Origin of the sequence: Pseudomonas granadensis (assembly GCF_900105485.1) — a bacterium.
GTDB classification, from domain to species: domain Bacteria; phylum Pseudomonadota; class Gammaproteobacteria; order Pseudomonadales; family Pseudomonadaceae; genus Aquipseudomonas; species Aquipseudomonas granadensis.
Genome location: NZ_LT629778.1, coordinates 50430 through 67187, shown reverse-complemented (window position 1 = coordinate 67187; position 16758 = coordinate 50430). Strand labels below are relative to the sequence as shown.

Below are 16758 nucleotides of genomic sequence, written 5' to 3'. Positions count from 1 at the left end.
TCACCCTAGCCCTCTCCCGGAGGGAGAGGGAACTGACCGGGTAGTTCTGTCGAGATATGCCAACCTGACTATCAAGTTGAATTCAAATTCTGAAAAGCATAGAGATCTGCTCCCTTCCCCCTCTCCCCCTGGGGGAGAGGGCTGGGGTGAGGGGGGTCGATTTCAGCAACAACAAAGCTCCCCCTGAAAATCCACTTACAAACTAGGCAGCAACTTCGCCGGAATGAGTTCGGTCAGACACCGCGAAGCCAACAGCTCAGTCGCCGCATTAATGTCCGGCGCAAAGAACCGGTCCTTCTCATAAAACGGCACTTCCTTACGCAAAATCGCCCGCGCCTGTTCCAGCTTCGGCGAGGTCTTCAGGCCGTTGCGCAGATCCAGCCCCTGCGCCGCCGCCAGCCATTCCACCGCGAGAATGCCGCGAGTATTTTCGGCCATTTCCCACAAACGCTTGCCAGCCGCCGGTGCCATCGAAACGTGGTCTTCCTGGTTGGCCGAGGTCGGCAGGCTATCGACCGAATGCGGGTGAGACAGTGCCTTGTTCTCGCTGGCCAGTGCCGCCGCCGTCACCTGCGCGATCATGAAACCGGAGTTCACCCCGCCATTGGCGACGAGGAACGGCGGCAGTTGCGACATGTGCTTGTCCATCATCAGCGAGATGCGGCGTTCGCTCAGCGAGCCGATTTCAGCGATGGCCAAGGCCATGTTGTCAGCGGCCATGGCCACCGGTTCGGCGTGGAAGTTGCCGCCGGAAATCACATCGCCTTCAGCGGCGAACACCAGCGGGTTGTCCGACACCGCGTTGGCTTCGACGGCGAGCACTTCAGCAGCCTGACGGAACTGGGTCAGGCAGGCGCCCATGACCTGCGGCTGGCAGCGCAGCGAGTACGGGTCCTGGACCTTTTCGCAGTTCTGGTGCGAGTCGGAGACTTCACTGCGCTCACCGAGCAGATCGCGATAAGCGGCCGCGGCGTCGATCTGGCCTTTTTGGCCACGCGCGGCATGAATGCGTGCGTCGAACGGCGAGCGCGAGCCCAGCACGGCTTCAACGCTGAGACCGCCGAGCGCCAGTGCACCGGCGAACAGGTCTTCACCTTCAAACAGACCACGCAGCGCGAACGCGGTGGACACCTGAGTGCCGTTGAGCAGCGCCAGTCCTTCTTTTGCCGCCAGTGTCAGCGGGGTCAGACCGGCGATTTTCAGCGCCTCGGTGGCTTCCATCCACTCGCCCTTGTAGCGCGCCTTGCCCTCGCCCAGCAGCACCAGCGACATGTGCGCCAGCGGTGCCAGATCGCCCGAGGCACCGACCGAACCCTTCAGCGGAATGTGCGGATAAACCTCGGCATTGATCAGCGCGATCAGCGCATCGATCACCACCCGGCGGATACCCGAAAAACCGCGGCTCAGGCTGTTGACCTTGAGCACCATGACCAGCCGCACCAGCGCATCGCTGATCGGCTCACCGACACCGGCGGCGTGGGACAGCACCAGCGAGCGCTGCAAATTTTCCAGGTCTTCGCTGGCGATGCGCGTCGACGCCAGCAGGCCGAACCCGGTGTTGATGCCGTAGGCGGTGCGATTCTCGGCGAGGATCTGCTCGACGCAGGCCACGCTGGCCTCGATCTGCGCAGAGGCGCTGTTGTCGAGGCTCAGCTTGACCGAATGCTGGTAGACGTCACGCAGTTGGGCCAGGCTCAGTTGGCCGGGAATCAGGTTCAGCGCAGTCATGTTTGTGCTCCTTTTGAGAGTTTCTTATTAACTGACCAGTCGCTCCGGAAATGTCCGTTGTCCGTCGCCGCTCGTCTTTTGGAGAGCCGCGCCTTGGCACGCTGGCAGGGGTCGTGTCAGTGCAGATTCGGTAAAACGTTGTGTGGCAGATTCGGGTCTTTCAGCACGCTCGCTGCGGCGGCGATATCCGGCGCCAGCCAGCGGTCCTGATCGTAGGGCGGGACGCTTTCGCGCAGCAGGCGCCAGGCGATATCGGTGCCGGCGCCGAAGCGTTGTTCCTTGAGAAATTCAAACGCCTGGGCCGCCAGCAGGTATTCGATGGCGAGGATCTGCGTGCAGTTTTCCACCGTGCGGTGCAGCTTCAGCGCGGCGTTGGTGCCCATGCTCAGGTGGTCTTCCTGCAGGCCCGAGGTGATGTAGTTGTCGAGCACCGCCGGTTGCGCCAATTGGCGGTTTTCCGCACACAGCGAGGCGGCGACGTATTGCACGATCATCATCCCGGAATTGACCCCCGGATTGGCCACCAGAAACGCCGGCAGTCCACTGACGTGCGGGTTGATCAGGCGATCGAGACGGCGCTCGGCGATCGAGCCGATCTCGGCCATGGCGATTGCCAGCAGGTCGGCGGCCATCGCCACCGATTGCCCGTGCGGGTTGGCTTGTGACATGACTCGGAAGTTGTCTGGCGTGCCGAGCAGCAACGGGTTGTCAGTGCAGGCGTTGAGTTCGATTTCGACCTGCCTGATCGCATGCTCCAGTTGATCACGCGCGGCGCCATGCACCTGCGGAATCGAGCGGATGCTCAAGGCATCCTGGGTGCGGATGCCTTTGCTGGTGGCGATCACTTCGCTGCCAGCGAGCAGCGCGCGCAGATTGCTGCCGACCTGCTGCATGCCCGGGTGCGCTTTCAGCGCGATGATTTCCGCGTCGAAGGCGTCGATCTGGCCACGCTGGGCTTCGAAACTCATTGCGCCGATGACATCGGCCCATTGCAGCAGGCGTGTTGCGTCGGCGAGCGCCAGGCAACTGAGGCCGGTCATGCACGGCGTGCCGTTGACCAGGCACAAGCCGTCCTTGGCGCCGAGCTGCACCGGTTGCAGGCCTTCTGCGGCCAGTGCCTGTTGCGCCGGAACAATCTGCCCGCGATAGCTGACATTGCCCACACCGAGCAAGGCGATGCCGATGTGCGCCATGTGCGTCAGGTAGCCCACTGAACCTTGCGAGGGCACCTGCGGGGTGATGTCGCGATTGAGCAGCGCCAGCAGACCTTCGACCACTTGGCGGTGGATGCCGGATTTGCCGTGGCTGTAGTTGTGGATCGCGGCGCAAATGATCGCCCGAGTCTGTTCGTCGCTGAGCACCGGGCCGACACCACAGGCGTGGCTGAGCAAAGTGTTGCGCGAGAGCTGGCTGAGTTGTTCGCCTTTGAGCGAGACGTTGGACAATCCGCCCAGACCGGTGTTGACGCCATAGGCGCGCTCGCCGCTTTCGACGATGCGCTGAACGATGCCCTGCGCGTTGTCGATGCGCGCCCAGGTGCCCTCCGACAGCTCCAGTTGCGCGCCGCGCCGGGCCACGGCGACCACGTCCTGCCAATGCAGGTGGTCGCCGGTGATGATGATTTTTTCAGCCTGGGACATCTAAAACCTCAACCTTGATATTGATGCAGCTTCACTAGCGCTATCGCGAGCAGGCTCACTCCTACAGGGGTACGCATTTCAACTGTAGGAGTGAGCCTGCTCGCGATGGCGCCGGTTCAGTCACCGCATATTTTTCAGACTACTGCCGCCCGCCGCTGCACGAACCGGTCGACATACTCATCCGCCGGCGAATGCAGGATCTCTCTCGGCGTACCGACCTGAATCAATTTCCCATCCTTGAGAATCGCAATGCGGTTACCAATGCGCACGGCCTCGTCGAGGTCGTGGGTGATGAACACGATGGTCTTGTGCAGGGTCTTTTGCAGCTCCAGCAACTGATCCTGCATCTCCGCACGGATCAGCGGGTCGAGCGCACTGAAGGCTTCGTCCATCAGAATGATGTCGGTGTCCGCCGCCAAAGCGCGGGCCAGGCCGACGCGCTGGCGCATGCCGCCGGAGAGCTGGTGCGGGTATTTGTTTTCGTAGCCTTTGAGGCCGACGGTGTTGATCCAGTGCAGCGCGCGCTCGGTGCACATCTGCTTGCTCTCGCCGCGCACTTTCAAGCCGTAGGCGACGTTGTCGAGCACGCTCTTGTGCGGCAGCAGGCCGAAGCTCTGGAACACCATGCTGATCTTGTGCCGGCGAAATTCGCGCAGCGCGTCCATGTCGTATTGCAGGATGTCCACGCCGTCGACGAGGATTGCGCCGCTGGTGGGATCGATCAGACGATTGAAGTGGCGCACCAGGGTGGATTTGCCCGAGCCGGAGAGGCCCATGATCACGAAGATCTCGCCAGTGCCGATGCTCAGCGACAGGTCGTTGACCCCGACCACGCAACCGGTTTCGTTCAGCACCTGATCCTTGGTCTTGCCCTGGCCGACCATCGCCAGGGCGTCCTTGGCGCGGTTGCCGAAAATCTTGAAGACGTTTTTGACTTCGATCTTGCTCACGGTTGCGTTGCTCATTTGCTCACCTCATGCCGTGGCCGACCATACGCCTGAGTAATACGGTCGATGACCACTGCGAGAATCACGATCGCCAGACCGGCTTCGAGGCCACGTCCGACGTTGAGGGTCTGAATCCCCACCAGCACATCTTCACCCAAGCCTCGGGCGCCGATCATCGAGGCGATTACCACCATCGACAGGGCCATCATGGTGGTCTGGTTGATCCCGGCCATGATGCTCGGCAGGGCCAGCGGCAGTTGCACGCCGAACAGTTGCTGCCAGCGGTTGGCGCCGAACGCGTTGATCGCTTCCATCACTTCGCCGTCAACCTGGCGAATGCCCAGATCGGTCAGGCGAATCAGCGGCGGCGCGGCGTAGATCACCGTGGCGAAAATCGCCGGCACCTTGCCCAGGCCGAACAGCATCAGCACCGGAATCAGGTACACGAAACTGGGCATGGTCTGCATGATGTCGAGCAGCGGCATCAGCACCGAACGCAGGCGATTGCTGCGCGCCGAGAGAATCCCCAGCGGGATGCCGATCAGCACCGAAATGATCGTCGCGACCATCATCAGCGCCAGCGTCTGCATGAGCTTGTCCCACAGGCCGACGGCGCCCACGAGAAACAGCAGCCCGACGATGACCGCCGTGGTCACGACTTTGCGCGTGGCGTGCCAGGCGACCACACCGACGATTGCCAGCATCAACCACCATGGCGCTGCGCGCAGCAGGCCTTCGAGGTTGACGATGGCCCACAGCAGCGTATCGGAGATATGGCGGAACACATCGCCGTAGTTGGTGACCAGCGAATCGACCCAACCGTTGACCCAGTCGGCGATGGAAAAGGTAAAGCTCTCGGGAAACATAAGCGGCTCTCAGTCAGCAATCTCAATCAAGCGTTTACGGCATATCTCCCGGCCAGCCTCACGGTTGACCGGGAGGTATCGACCTACAGCGCCGCGTCGATTTTCCTGGCTGCGTCTGCACTGACCCACGCATGCCAGACTTCAGGATGTTCCTTGAGGAAGATTTTCGCCAGTTTCGGCGACTCGATACGTTCCTTGGCCATGCGTCCCAGATTCTGGTTCAGCAGGTCGATCGGCAGGTTGACCTTTTCCAGCACGGCGACCAGCTCCGGGGCTTCATCGTGGAAGGTTTTCGACAGGCCGACCTTGATGCTCACGCTCTTGTCGACGCCGGCTTTCTCTTCGAGTTTGACCGCGTCGATCTGGCCCATCAGCGGGGTAGGCGACCAGTAGTAGAACAGGATCGGCTCGCCACGCTTGTAGCTCGACAGCACCGCCGCATCAAGCGCAGGGCCAGTGCCCGGACGGAAGTTGGTGTAGCTGTTTTCCAGGCCGTAGCTTTTCAGCATTTCGCTGTTATCCAGCTCGCAGGTCCAGCCGGCCGGGCAGTTGTAGAAACGGCCCTTGGACGGCTCTTCGGCGTCCTTGAACACGGCGGCGTATTTGCCCAGGTCAGCGATGTTTTTCAGGTCTGGGGCTTTTGGTTCGAGTTTGCGCTTGGCATCACCCTCGATGACGTAGCGCGGCACGTACCAGCCTTCGATTGCACCGACGATCGGCGCGCCGACACCGACCACCTTGCCGGCCTTCTCGGCCTTGTTCCAGACCTCGCTGCGGCCGACCCATTCTTCGGCAAACACTTGAATGTCATTGCTGCTCAAGGCGTTTTCCATGGTGATGGAATTGCCCGGCAGGCTGTCGGTCTTGCAGTCGTAGCCTTTCTCGAGCACCACTTGCAGCACGTCGGTCAGGAGCATGCCGCTTTCCCAGTTCAGCCCGGCGAATTTCACCGGTTTGCCCGATTCGCACCAGCCGGCGGCTTGGGTCGCACCGGCACTGGCCAACAGGCCCATGGACAGCAATGTGGTCAGCAGGGTCTTGTTCGATTTCATTGTAATGACGCTCCTAATCATGAATGGGCTTACGGCAGTTCAAGAGGCATCCAGCCCTGTCCACGTCCAGATCAGGCCTGCGCCGCAGCGCGACCGGCCCCGCTTGTTTCGGGTTGTACTTCGCTGCTCTGCGCGACTGGCAGAATCAGCTGATCGGGCACAGCGCTGTGCCATTTTTTTGCGCACACGTAGTAGACGGCGGCAGGCAGCACCAGACCGATGATCCAGGAGATATCCACGTCACCGAGGGCGGCCACCAGCGGACCGGTGTAGAACTTGGTCGAAATGAACGGCAGTTGCACCAGCACACCGAACACGTAGACGCTGATCCCCAACAGGTTCCAGCGACCGTAGCGTCCCTTCGGATCGGCGAGCGCTGGCACATCGTAGCGCTCACGGGTGATGCAGTAGTAATCGACCAGATTGATCGCGCTCCACGGGGTGAAGAAGGCGAGCAGAAACAGGATGAACGACTTGAACGCACCGAGGAACGAGTGCTGACCGAGCAGCGCAATCAGCGTGGCTGCGCCGACGATGACCAGCACAAACACCAGGCGCTGCATGCGCGTAACGGTCAGGTGGCCTTTGAAACCACTGATGATCGTCGCGATGCACATGAAGCTGCCGTAGGAGTTGAGCGTGGAGATGGTCACCTTGCCGAAGGCGATGCTGAAGTACAGCAACGCCGCAGTGGCACCGGTGCCGCCCAGACCGACGATATACGCCACTTCATGCCCGGCGAACTGGCCGTTGGCCGAAGCCGCCGCGAACACGCCGAAGATCATCGCCACCTGCGCACCGATCACCGAACCGGCACCGGCGGCGAAAAAGGTTTTCACCGCCGAGGTGTTGCTCGGCAAGTAGCGCGAATAGTCTGCGACATACGGGCCGAACGCGATCTGCCAGGACGCCGCCAGCGACATTGCCAGCAGGAAGCTGCTCCAGCTGAAGTGACGGATTTGCAGGAGCGCGCCGACGTCGGTCTGGCTCATCAACCGCCAGAACAGAAAGATGAAAGCAATCACGCCGATGATGCTGGCGACCCGGCCAATGAAGTGAATCACTCGATAACCGAGCACCGTCACCAGCACGATGACGCTGGCAAAAATCAGAATACCGACGCTGTCACTGACACCAAACAGCTGCCCCAGCGCTTGCCCGGACAGCACGGTGCCGGTCGCGGTGAAACCCAGGTACATCAGGCACACCAGCACGATCGGAATTGCCGCGCCATAAACGCCGAACTGCACGCGGCTGGAGATCATTTGCGGCAGGCCCAGTTTCGGCCCTTGCGCAGCATGCAGTGCCATCACGCCACCGCCGAGCAATTGGCCGATCAGCAAGCCGATCAACGACCAGAACACATCACCGCCCAGCACCACGGCCAAGGCCCCGGTGACAATCGCAGTGATCTGCAGATTGGCGCCCATCCACAGGGTGAACTGGCTGAACAGACGACCGTGTCTTTCCGCTTCCGGGATGTAGTCGATCGAACGCCTCTCGATCAACGGTTTGTTGCCTGCACGATCGGTGTTGACAGCCATGATTCAACCTCTGTGGATTGTTCTGGGTGGTTATGCTTGTTGTTTCTTTTGTAGGAGTGAGCCTGCTCGCGATTGCGGTGTGTCATTCAGCACATGTGTTGAATGTGCTGGCCTCATCGCGAGCAGGCTCACTCCTACAGGGGAAAGCATTACTTTCCGGTGATCATCGGCAGGTTCAGCCCCTGCTCGTTGGCGCAATCGATAGCGATCTGGTAACCGGCATCGGCGTGACGCATGACGCCGGTCGCCGGGTCGTTGTGCAGGACACGAGCGATGCGTTCGGCCGCTTCGTCCGTGCCGTCGCAGACAATCACCATGCCCGAGTGCTGCGAGAAACCCATGCCGACGCCACCACCGTGGTGCAGCGAAACCCAGGTCGCGCCGCTGGCGGTATTGAGCAGTGCGTTGAGCAGTGGCCAGTCAGACACGGCGTCGGAACCGTCCTGCATCGATTCGGTTTCGCGGTTCGGGCTGGCGACCGAGCCGGAGTCGAGGTGGTCACGACCGATCACGATCGGCGCCGACAGCTCGCCGCTGCGGACCATTTCGTTGAACGCCAGACCGAGTTTGGCGCGCAGACCCAGACCGACCCAGCAGATCCGTGCCGGCAGACCCTGGAAGCTGATGCGCTCGCGAGCCATGTCCAGCCAGTTGTGCAGGTGCGCGTCGTCGGGGATCAGCTCTTTGACCTTGGCGTCGGTTTTGTAGATGTCCTGCGGATCACCCGACAAGGCAGCCCAACGGAACGGGCCGATGCCACGGCAGAACAGCGGACGGATATAGGCCGGCACGAAGCCCGGGAAATCAAATGCGTTTTCGACGCCTTCTTCCTGGGCCATCTGACGGATGTTGTTGCCGTAGTCGAAAGTCGGGATGCCCTGTTTCTGGAATTCCAGCATGGCTTTGACGTGCACGGCCATCGACTGCTTGGCGGCTTTGATCACCGCGGCCGGTTCGGTCTTGGCACGCGCGCGATACTCGTCCCAGCTCCAGCCGGCCGGCAGGTAACCGTTGAGCGGATCGTGGGCGCTGGTCTGGTCGGTGACCATGTCCGGGCGCACGCCGCGCTTGACCAGTTCGGGGAGGATTTCTGCGGCGTTACCCAACAGAGCGATGGAGATCGCTTTGCCTTCTTTGGTGTATTTGTCGATACGCGCCAGCGCGTCGTCGAGGTCTTTGGCCTGCTCGTCGACGTAACGGCTTTTCAGGCGGAAATCGATGCTGACTTGTTGGCATTCGATGTTCAGCGAGCAAGCACCGGCCAGTGTCGCGGCCAAAGGCTGCGCGCCGCCCATGCCACCGAGGCCTGCGGTCAGCACCCAGCGACCTTTGAGGTCAGCGTTGTAGTGCTGACGACCGGCTTCGACGAAGGTTTCGTAGGTGCCCTGCACGATGCCCTGGCTGCCGATGTAGATCCAGCTGCCGGCGGTCATCTGGCCGTACATGGCCAGGCCTTTGGCGTCGAGTTCGTTGAAGTGTTCCCAGCTCGCCCAGTGCGGCACCAGGTTGGAGTTGGCGATCAGTACGCGCGGGGCGTTGCTGTGGGTCTTGAACACGCCGACCGGCTTGCCCGATTGCACCAGCAGGGTTTCGTCGTCATTCAGGTTGGTCAGGCTCTCGACGATCTTGTCGTAGCACTCCCAGTTGCGCGCAGCACGACCGATACCACCGTAGACCACCAGCTCTTTCGGGTTCTCGGCGACTTCCGGGTCGAGGTTGTTCATCAGCATGCGCAGTGGCGCTTCGGTCAGCCAGCTCTTGGCGGTCAGCTTGTTGCCGCGCGATGCACGGATTTCGACGTTACGAACCTTAGTAGGCTTATTGTCAGTCACGAAAAAGACTCCTCAGCGATCAATTCAAACCAACCCTGGCAGTGGGCAAGCAGCCTGCGCGCTTCGATGCGCGACAAGCGAATCAGTGGACGCTGCGGAGAGTCTTGAGCGACTCATACGCATACGTCTTTACTTGTACATACAAGCATATGCAATCAAGCGGCCAACTTGTTGAAGGACTGTTCAAGAAAAATTGCGCAGAGGGCTGGAGAGCGCCTGGATCAAGGGCTCAAGCGTGGATGAAATTTTTCGAAGGTATGGATTGGTGGAACTGAGGATTATTACGAGAGCGCGGTTTTGCGCCACGCTGGGGCGTTCGGTAACAAGTTGGTGCGTTGAAAAGGATCGTTCCCACGCTCTGCGTGGTAACGCCGCCACGGACGCTCCGCGTTCGCCGGTGACGCAGAGCGTCACGGGATGCATTCCCACGCGGAGCGTGGGAACGATCAACACGCAAGGAATCAGTGAGCAGTCAGTTCGATCACACAGCACGCTGCATTTATCGAGAGTTCGATCAGGCCAGCGTTACCGTCCAGTTGCAGACAATCATGTCGCGCCAACTGCGAAGCGTCGTCGCCGATCTGCACTTGAAGCGCGTCGCTAACGCTGAATACCAGCACCGTCGATGCCGAGCTGAAAAACCGCTGCTCACCGTTCAGCCACTGCAACCGCGCGCTGTAACGCTGCGGCGCATAGATCAGGTTGAAATCGCGAATCGCGCCGCCCAGCAGCGTGCATGACACCTGACTTTCGCCACGAAAAGCGAACGGGTCGAGCGGCAACAGCGGCCGGCTGTCTTCGCCATCGACGCACAGGGTCATGCCGTTACCCTGCAACACGGTGATGACCCGCTGATAACCAGCGAACGTCGAAAAACCGCCGGACTCGGCAATGTCTGCAATCGACAGGCGCCAGCCGAAACCGTCGAGACCGGCGCCGGCGTCACGGCTGATTTCTTCAGTGCTGCCGCCGCCGTTTTTCCATGGCATGCGCGGATAGCCTGCAGCGCGCAGAACCTTCATTTCGTAACTCATTTATGAAAGCGTCCTTCCAGACGATGACGGGAGCCGGGGTGAATCAGGCGCGCTGCGGTCACCGGCTGACGGCCCGACCACGTGCGACGACGAATCAGCAGGCACGGCTCACCCTTTTCGATCTGCAGCAACTTGCACTCAGATGGCTCAGCGAGAATCGCCTCGACCACGTGCTCGCCCTCGGTCAGCGGAGCCACCTGATTGAGGTAGGCGTAAGGGGTTTGCAGGGTGAAGTCCTGCTTGAGGTATTCCGGGGCGACCAACGCGTTGACGAAGCGGTCTTCGATTTGCACTGGAATGTCGTTTTCATAATGCACGATCAGCGAGTGGAACACCTTCTGCCCTTCGCGCATGTCCAGCGCCAGCGCGCGCTCGGAACCGGCAGCCTCTTCCTCGAGGGTGATGACCTGGCAGGTGTGGCGATGGCCACGGGAGGCGATTTCGTCGGCGATGTTGTGCACTTCGAACAGCGCCGACTGGCTCTTCGGTTCGGCGACGAACGTGCCGACACCCTGCATGCGCACCAGCAGGCCGTCGGCGGTCATCTCGCGCAAGGCGCGGTTGATGGTCATGCGGCTGAAACCCAGTTGGCTGACCAGTTCGCTCTCGGACGGCACGCGGTAATGCGGCGGCCAGTTACCGCTGTCGATCTGCTGGGTGATCATCTGTTTGACGCGGGCGTACAAGGGCGCCGGACTGTCGCCCATGTTCGCGGCCAACGGGGAGACTGGAGGCGGAGTCGGCACGGTGGATCCCTGTTCTTGGATGAAAGTGGCTAGCTTGCCGGAGTTTACCGGGCAGGCAAACGTCTGTATATGTATATACAAATAACACACGATGGGGTGCCGAACCATGTCCGCCTTCTTTGCCGAACGCGCACTGCTGCCTAATGGATGGGCCAATAATGTACGTCTTGAGGTCAGCGCCGATGGCTTGTTGACCCAAATCCAGGCCGATTCCAGCGCAGACGGCGCCGAACGGTTGAGCGGCCCGTTGCTGCCGGGCATGCCGAACCTGCATTCCCATGCCTTCCAACGGGCGATGGCCGGGCTGGCCGAAGTGGCCGGCAATCCCAACGACAGTTTCTGGACGTGGCGCGATCTGATGTACCGGCTCGTCGGAAAGATCAGCCCGGATCAGCTCGGCGTCATCGCCCGTCAGCTGTACATCGAAATGCTCAAGGCCGGTTACACCTCGGTCGCCGAATTCCACTATGTGCATCACGACAGTAACGGCCAGCCATATGCTGACCCGGCCGAACTGGCCTTGCGCATCAGCCAGGCGGCCAGTGTCAGCGGCATTGGTCTGACCCTGCTGCCGGTGCTCTACAGCCATTCAGGTTTTGGCGGCCAAACGCCGAATGACGGCCAGCGCCGCTTCATCAACAGCACCGAAAACTACCTGAATCTGCAATCGCGCCTTCAGTCAATGCTGGCGCAGCAAAAGGCGCAATCGCTGGGGTTGTGCTTCCACTCGCTGCGCGCGGTGACGCCGCAACAGATCAGCGAGGTACTCGCCGCCAGCGACAAACAATGCCCGGTGCACATCCACATCGCTGAGCAACAAAAAGAAGTCGACGATTGCCTGAGCTGGAGCGGTCGCCGGCCGCTGCAATGGCTGTATGAAAATGTCGAGGTCGACCAGCGCTGGTGCCTGGTCCACGCCACCCATGCCAACCCGGAAGAAGTCGCGCTGATGGCCAGGAGTCGCGCCATCGCCGGATTGTGCCTGACCACCGAAGCGAATCTGGGCGACGGGATTTTCCCGGCGGTGGATTTCCTCGCTCAGGGCGGGCGCATCGGCATCGGCTCGGACAGCCATGTATCGCTCAGCGTGGTGGAAGAATTGCGCTGGCTGGAATACGGCCAGCGTCTGCGTGACCAGCGCCGTAATCGCTTGTATGGCGCGGATCAGCCGATGGTCGGGCGCACGTTGTATGACGCTGCGCTGGACGGCGGAGCGCAGGCGTTGGGGCAGCCGATTGGTGTGCTGGAAATCGGCAAGCGGGCCGACTGGATTGTGCTCGATGGCAACGATCCCTACTTGGCGACGGCGAGCGGTGACGGGATTTTGAATCGCTGGTTGTTCGCCGGTGGCGATCGGCAGGTGCGAGATGTGATGGTGAATGGCCAATGGGTGGTGCGAGGCGGCAGGCATGCCGGGGAAGAAGACAGCGCCCGAGCCTTTACCCAAGTCCTGCGCGACCTTCTTGGCTGACACAAAACCCATGTAGGAGTGAGCCTGCTCGCGATAGCGGTGTGTCAGTTACATATTCATGTTCTGACACACCGCTATCGCGAGCAGGCTCACTCCTACAAGGTTTTGCAGTGTTCTTCAGTTCGAAGTCTTGGCCATCTGCCGATCCGTCGCCCGCCAGATCAGCCGCGTGGTGTCATACCCTTGCTGACGCGCCTTGCTCAGCAAGTCCTCGCGCACCACTCCGTTGACGGTCGGTGTACGCGACAGCAGCCACATGTACTTGCGACTCGGGTCGCCGACGATGGCGGTCTTGTAGTCGTCACTGACGTACAACACCCAGTATTCACCTTTGGCCACGCCCGGCAGCAGGCGCGAGAACCAGTTGTCGAACTCGACCCACAGCTTGTCGGTCTTGCCCGGCACTTGCGGATAAGCCGTGCCCTTGGCCTCTTCCCATTGCCAGTCCGGGGTCAGGCAGCGGTTGAGCACCGCGACGTTGCCGTCAGGCTTGAGGGTGTAATGCGCTTCGGATTGCGCGCAGTTGCGCTGGAAGTACATCGGCAGACGCGCCAACTCGTACCAGGTGCCTTGATAACGCTTGAGATTGACGCTGTTGACGGTCTTCGGTGCCAACGAGTCGACGCCGGAAGTGGCGCAGCCAGCCAAAACCAGGCCAGCAAAAAGAACTAACAATAACCGCTTCATTTTTTTCTCCGTGGGCGCAAAGCCCCGGTTTACTTCAGGCCTTGGCCGGAAAACATCAGCACTTTGTCACCGGCGTACTGCACGCTGATAAAGCTGTTCTTGTCGCCCCAGGTGCAACTGGACATGCCGAGCGCACCCGAGCAGTCAGTCGGTTTGCCCAGCAGGGTCTCGACTTCGGCCTTGGCCATGCCGGCCGAGAGCTTCGAGTAGTTTTCCTGATTGACCTTGCTGCATGCGGCCAGCAGCACGCAAAAGGACAGAAGGGCGAGAGATCGCAGCGACATGGTGTAACTCCTGGAGCGGAAGGGGGCTGGCATGGTGCCAACCAGAAGCTTAGAAGAGAAAACCCTCCTCTGGTTCCCTGACGAGATGGCTATTTGTTCATCCGCCCGTCCGGCATTTATCGGTTAAATCAGACACTTTGTAGGGCTATAGAGCATTTCGTCGATTTTCCGCCAGGACGCCTAATCTTTGCCGCGCGCCGGTCGAAATAAGAGCAGCGCAACGCCAGGGAATATGGCAAATTGCCGCCCTTTCCTGACCAGCCCTTGCTCGGTAGTTCATTCGATGACCAGAAACCTGAAATTCAGCCATAAAATCTTGTTGGCTGCCGCCCTTGTGGTGGCCGTTGCGTTCGCCTGTTTCATTCTGTTCAACGACTATCGCCAACGTCAGGCCCTGAGCAGCAGTACCGAAGCGACCATGCAGGAACTGGGCAGCCTGACCACCAGCAACATCCAGACCTGGCTGGAAAGCCGCATCCAGTTGCTGCAATCGTTATCCCAGCAAGTGGCGGTTGACGGCAACGCGCCGGCCAGCCTCAAACGCATCATCGACCTGCCCGCCTACACCGGCAATTTTCAGCTCAGCTACTTTGGCGGCGCGGACGGCGTGATGTTCTCGATACCGGCCGGCAATCGCGCGCCGGATTACGACCCGCGCGCCCGCGGCTGGTACAAAGCGGCCAACTCCGCGCAACAGACCATCGTCACCGAACCGTACATTGCCGCCTCCTCGGGCAAGCTGGTGATTACCGTGGCCACGCCGGTGCAACGCCAGGGCCAGATGCTCGGCGTCGCCGGCGCAGATATCGATCTGACCAGCGTCAGCGCAATCATCAACTCGCTGAACTTCGGCGGTCACGGCCATGCGTTCATCGTCAGCGCCGAGGGCAAGATCCTCATCCACCCGGACAACAAACTGGTGCTCAAGACCCTCGCCGAGGCCTATCCAAATGGCGCGCCGAAGGTCAGCCCGGGCCTGAAAGAAGTCGAATTCGACGGCAAGACCCAGTTGATCTCGTTTACACGCGTTAATGGCGTGCCGTCGGCTGACTGGTACGTGGCGCTGGTGCTCGACAAAGACACCGCGTTCGCCATGCTCAGCGAATTCCGCACGTCGGCGTTGATCGCCATGGCCATTGCCGTGGTCATCATTCTGGCGTTGCTGGGCATGCTGATTCGCGTGTTGATGCAACCGCTGCTGACCATGGGCCGCGCCATGCACGATATTGCCGAAGGTGAAGGCGACCTGACCAAGCGTCTGGTGATTCACGGCAACGATGAATTCGGCGCGCTGGGCACCTCGTTCAACCGCTTCGTCGAGCGTATTCACACCTCGATCCGCGAAGTGTCCTCGGCCACCGGCCAGGTCAACGAAGTCGCCCTGCGCGTGGTCGCCGCGTCGAATTCGTCGATGTACAACTCCGATCAGCAAGCCACCCGCACCAACAGCGTTGCCGCCGCGATCAACCAGCTCGGCGCCGCCGCCCAGGAAATCGCCCAGAACGCGGCCCTCGCCTCGCAGCACTCCAGCGATGCGCGCGGCCTCGCCGTCGAAGGTCAGCAAGTGGTGGATAAAACCATCCACGCCATGCAGCAGCTGTCGGCGAAGATCAGCGATTCCTGCGGCAACATCGAAACGCTTAACAGCAACACGGTGAACATCGGCCAGATTCTTGAAGTGATCACCAGTATTTCCCAGCAAACCAACCTGCTCGCCCTCAACGCGGCAATCGAAGCGGCGCGCGCCGGTGAAGCCGGTCGCGGTTTCGCCGTGGTTGCTGATGAAGTGCGCAACCTCGCCCACCGCACCCAGGATTCGGCGCAGCAAGTGCAGAAGATGATCGAGGAACTGCAAGTCGGCGCGCGTCAGGCGGTCAGCATCATGACCGAGAGCCAACGCGAGAGCGAAAGCAGCGTCGGCATCGCCAACCAGGCCGGCGAACGTTTGGACAGCGTGACCCAGCGTATCGGCGAGATTGACGGCATGAACCAGTCGGTCGCCACCGCGACTGAAGAGCAAACGGCAGTGGTGGAGTCGATCAATGTGGATATTAGTGAGATCAACACGCTGAATCAGGAAGGTGTGGAAAACCTGCAGGCGACATTGCGCGCGTGCTCGGATCTGGAGCAGCAGGCGGCGCGGTTGAAGCAGTTGGTCGGTAGCTTCCGGATTTAAAGCGCTGCTATCGGCCCCATCGCCAGCAGGCTGGCGATGGGGGCATTAGCCACGACAGCGCCCGAATTGGAATACGCTGGTCAGGCCCCACTGACAGTGGACTGAATTAAGACTAAACTAAGTCCCCATCAATTAGGCGAGGCTCAATCATGAAGCTTTCATCGCAAATCAAACCGATCAGTTACCTGAAAAGCCACACGGCCGACATCGTCAAATCCATTACTGAAAGCCGCGAACCGCTGGTAATCACTCAAAACGGTGAAGCCAAGCTAGTGGTTATGGATGTGAAAAGCTTTGAAGAGCAAGAAGACACAATGGCGTTGCTGAAACTGTTGGCGATGGGTAATCGGGAGATCGAAGAAGGCAGGTTCAGTGAGGCTGAAGACGTCTTTGCCGAACTGGACAGGGCCGATCATCAATGAGTTTAAAGATCGTTATTCTTCAGTCCGCACAAGCAGATCTCAAAGAGCTTCGCACCTACCTCGTCAGGCAGTTCTCAACACAAATTTGGCAAAGCACTTATGCCGATCTCAAAACCGCAATTCTTGGTCTCGCCGATCAGCCTTACTCAGGATCGATTCCTGTAGAAATCGAGAAACTCAATCTTGGCCAGTATCGGCAGATTATCTCTGGCATGAACCGCGTGATTTACGAAGTGCGGGAAGCCACAGTGTTCATTCATATCGTTGTCGATACGCGAAAAAGCTTACCGGCGCTTTTGATGAAACGACTTCTAAGAGGCAATCCCTGA

General features: G+C 60.3%; 15 protein-coding genes and 1 pseudogene. 5 read left to right on the top strand and 11 right to left on the bottom strand.

All coding sequences use genetic code 11. The features are described 5' to 3' along the window. Nucleotides 1–195: 195 nt before the first annotated feature. The 9 genes from hutH (BLU52_RS00310) to hutC all read right to left on the bottom strand — a co-directional run bounded on the left by hutH (BLU52_RS00310) (nucleotide 196) and on the right by hutC (nucleotide 11350). Nucleotides 196–1728: a histidine ammonia-lyase gene (gene hutH / locus BLU52_RS00310; RefSeq protein ID WP_090280314.1), complete on the bottom strand. Its 1533-nt coding sequence runs from the start codon at nucleotides 1726–1728 to the stop codon at nucleotides 196–198. Nucleotides 1729–1844: 116 nt separating this feature from the next. Further along, nucleotides 1845–3368: a histidine ammonia-lyase gene (gene hutH / locus BLU52_RS00305; RefSeq protein ID WP_090280311.1), complete on the bottom strand. Its 1524-nt coding sequence runs from the start codon at nucleotides 3366–3368 to the stop codon at nucleotides 1845–1847. 134 nt (nucleotides 3369–3502) lie between these two features. Then, nucleotides 3503–4333, bottom strand: a complete 831-nt coding sequence (locus BLU52_RS00300) for a quaternary amine ABC transporter ATP-binding protein (protein WP_090280309.1) — start codon at nucleotides 4331–4333, stop codon at nucleotides 3503–3505. Then, nucleotides 4330–5181 carry an ABC transporter permease gene (locus BLU52_RS00295; protein ID WP_007949591.1) on the bottom strand — a complete coding sequence of 284 codons (852 nt, stop codon included), beginning with the start codon at nucleotides 5179–5181 and terminating at the stop codon, nucleotides 4330–4332. Before BLU52_RS00295 ends, BLU52_RS00300 begins: the two co-directional genes overlap by 4 nt. A gap of 83 nt (nucleotides 5182–5264) precedes the next feature. Then, nucleotides 5265–6233, bottom strand: coding sequence for an ABC transporter substrate-binding protein (locus tag BLU52_RS00290; RefSeq protein ID WP_090280305.1), 969 nt, complete (start codon nucleotides 6231–6233; stop codon nucleotides 5265–5267). 71 nt (nucleotides 6234–6304) lie between these two features. Beyond that, on the bottom strand, nucleotides 6305–7777 hold the full coding sequence (locus BLU52_RS00285) for a purine-cytosine permease family protein (protein ID WP_090280303.1): 1473 nt from the start codon (nucleotides 7775–7777) through the stop codon (nucleotides 6305–6307). Between the two features lie 149 nt (nucleotides 7778–7926). Further along, nucleotides 7927–9609: a urocanate hydratase gene (hutU, locus tag BLU52_RS00280; RefSeq protein WP_090280300.1), complete on the bottom strand. Its 1683-nt coding sequence runs from the start codon at nucleotides 9607–9609 to the stop codon at nucleotides 7927–7929. 461 nt (nucleotides 9610–10070) lie between these two features. Beyond that, the gene (locus BLU52_RS00275) at nucleotides 10071–10643 is read right to left on the bottom strand and encodes a HutD/Ves family protein (protein WP_090280298.1); all 573 of its coding nucleotides are present in this window, start codon (nucleotides 10641–10643) and stop codon (nucleotides 10071–10073) included. Then, a complete protein-coding gene (hutC, locus tag BLU52_RS00270; RefSeq protein ID WP_162803449.1) occupies nucleotides 10640–11350 on the bottom strand; it encodes a histidine utilization repressor in 711 nt (236 codons plus the stop codon). Before hutC ends, BLU52_RS00275 begins: the two co-directional genes overlap by 4 nt. 145 nt (nucleotides 11351–11495) lie before the next feature. Between hutC and BLU52_RS00265 the strand changes: the two genes are divergently transcribed. Beyond that, nucleotides 11496–12860: a formimidoylglutamate deiminase gene (locus BLU52_RS00265; protein WP_090280293.1), complete on the top strand. Its 1365-nt coding sequence runs from the start codon at nucleotides 11496–11498 to the stop codon at nucleotides 12858–12860. 117 nt (nucleotides 12861–12977) lie between these two features. Here BLU52_RS00265 and BLU52_RS00260 read toward each other — a convergent pair whose 3' ends face one another. Together BLU52_RS00260 and BLU52_RS00255 are read right to left on the bottom strand one after the other, a co-directional pair. Next, nucleotides 12978–13547 (bottom strand): lipocalin family protein, encoded by a 570-nt coding sequence (locus tag BLU52_RS00260; protein ID WP_090280288.1) that lies wholly within the window; start codon nucleotides 13545–13547, stop codon nucleotides 12978–12980. 29 nt (nucleotides 13548–13576) lie between these two features. Continuing rightward, nucleotides 13577–13831: a lipoprotein gene (locus tag BLU52_RS00255; protein ID WP_034152995.1), complete on the bottom strand. Its 255-nt coding sequence runs from the start codon at nucleotides 13829–13831 to the stop codon at nucleotides 13577–13579. A gap of 232 nt (nucleotides 13832–14063) precedes the next feature. Between BLU52_RS00255 and BLU52_RS27165 the strand changes: the two are divergent. The 4 genes and pseudogenes from BLU52_RS27165 to BLU52_RS00240 form a co-directional block, all read left to right on the top strand. After that, nucleotides 14064–15101: pseudogene (locus BLU52_RS27165) on the top strand (cache domain-containing protein); the annotation flags it as partial. Nucleotides 15102–15242: 141 nt separating this feature from the next. Next, nucleotides 15243–16007 carry a methyl-accepting chemotaxis protein gene (locus tag BLU52_RS27160; protein ID WP_408003573.1) on the top strand — a complete coding sequence of 255 codons (765 nt, stop codon included), beginning with the start codon at nucleotides 15243–15245 and terminating at the stop codon, nucleotides 16005–16007. 149 nt (nucleotides 16008–16156) lie between these two features. Beyond that, on the top strand, nucleotides 16157–16429 hold the full coding sequence (locus BLU52_RS00245; protein WP_090280282.1) for a type II toxin-antitoxin system Phd/YefM family antitoxin: 273 nt from the start codon (nucleotides 16157–16159) through the stop codon (nucleotides 16427–16429). Continuing rightward, the gene (locus BLU52_RS00240) at nucleotides 16426–16758 is read left to right on the top strand and encodes a type II toxin-antitoxin system RelE/ParE family toxin (protein WP_090280280.1); all 333 of its coding nucleotides are present in this window, start codon (nucleotides 16426–16428) and stop codon (nucleotides 16756–16758) included. Before BLU52_RS00245 ends, BLU52_RS00240 begins: the two co-directional genes overlap by 4 nt.

Coding starts and splice junctions, on each gene's coding strand:
- hutH (WP_090280314.1), bottom strand. CDS start 1,728: ATGACTGCGCTGAACCTGATTCCCGGCCAACTGAGCCTGGCCCAACTG.
- hutH (WP_090280311.1), bottom strand. CDS start 3,368: ATGTCCCAGGCTGAAAAAATCATCATCACCGGCGACCACCTGCATTGG.
- BLU52_RS00300 (WP_090280309.1), bottom strand. CDS start 4,333: ATGAGCAACGCAACCGTGAGCAAGATCGAAGTCAAAAACGTCTTCAAG.
- BLU52_RS00295 (WP_007949591.1), bottom strand. CDS start 5,181: ATGTTTCCCGAGAGCTTTACCTTTTCCATCGCCGACTGGGTCAACGGT.
- BLU52_RS00290 (WP_090280305.1), bottom strand. CDS start 6,233: ATGAAATCGAACAAGACCCTGCTGACCACATTGCTGTCCATGGGCCTG.
- BLU52_RS00285 (WP_090280303.1), bottom strand. CDS start 7,777: ATGGCTGTCAACACCGATCGTGCAGGCAACAAACCGTTGATCGAGAGG.
- BLU52_RS00275 (WP_090280298.1), bottom strand. CDS start 10,643: ATGAGTTACGAAATGAAGGTTCTGCGCGCTGCAGGCTATCCGCGCATG.
- hutC (WP_162803449.1), bottom strand. CDS start 11,350: ATGGGCGACAGTCCGGCGCCCTTGTACGCCCGCGTCAAACAGATGATC.
- BLU52_RS00265 (WP_090280293.1), top strand. CDS start 11,496: ATGTCCGCCTTCTTTGCCGAACGCGCACTGCTGCCTAATGGATGGGCC.
- BLU52_RS00260 (WP_090280288.1), bottom strand. CDS start 13,547: ATGAAGCGGTTATTGTTAGTTCTTTTTGCTGGCCTGGTTTTGGCTGGC.
- BLU52_RS00255 (WP_034152995.1), bottom strand. CDS start 13,831: ATGTCGCTGCGATCTCTCGCCCTTCTGTCCTTTTGCGTGCTGCTGGCC.
- BLU52_RS27160 (WP_408003573.1), top strand. CDS start 15,243: ATGTACAACTCCGATCAGCAAGCCACCCGCACCAACAGCGTTGCCGCC.
- BLU52_RS00245 (WP_090280282.1), top strand. CDS start 16,157: ATGAAGCTTTCATCGCAAATCAAACCGATCAGTTACCTGAAAAGCCAC.
- BLU52_RS00240 (WP_090280280.1), top strand. CDS start 16,426: ATGAGTTTAAAGATCGTTATTCTTCAGTCCGCACAAGCAGATCTCAAA.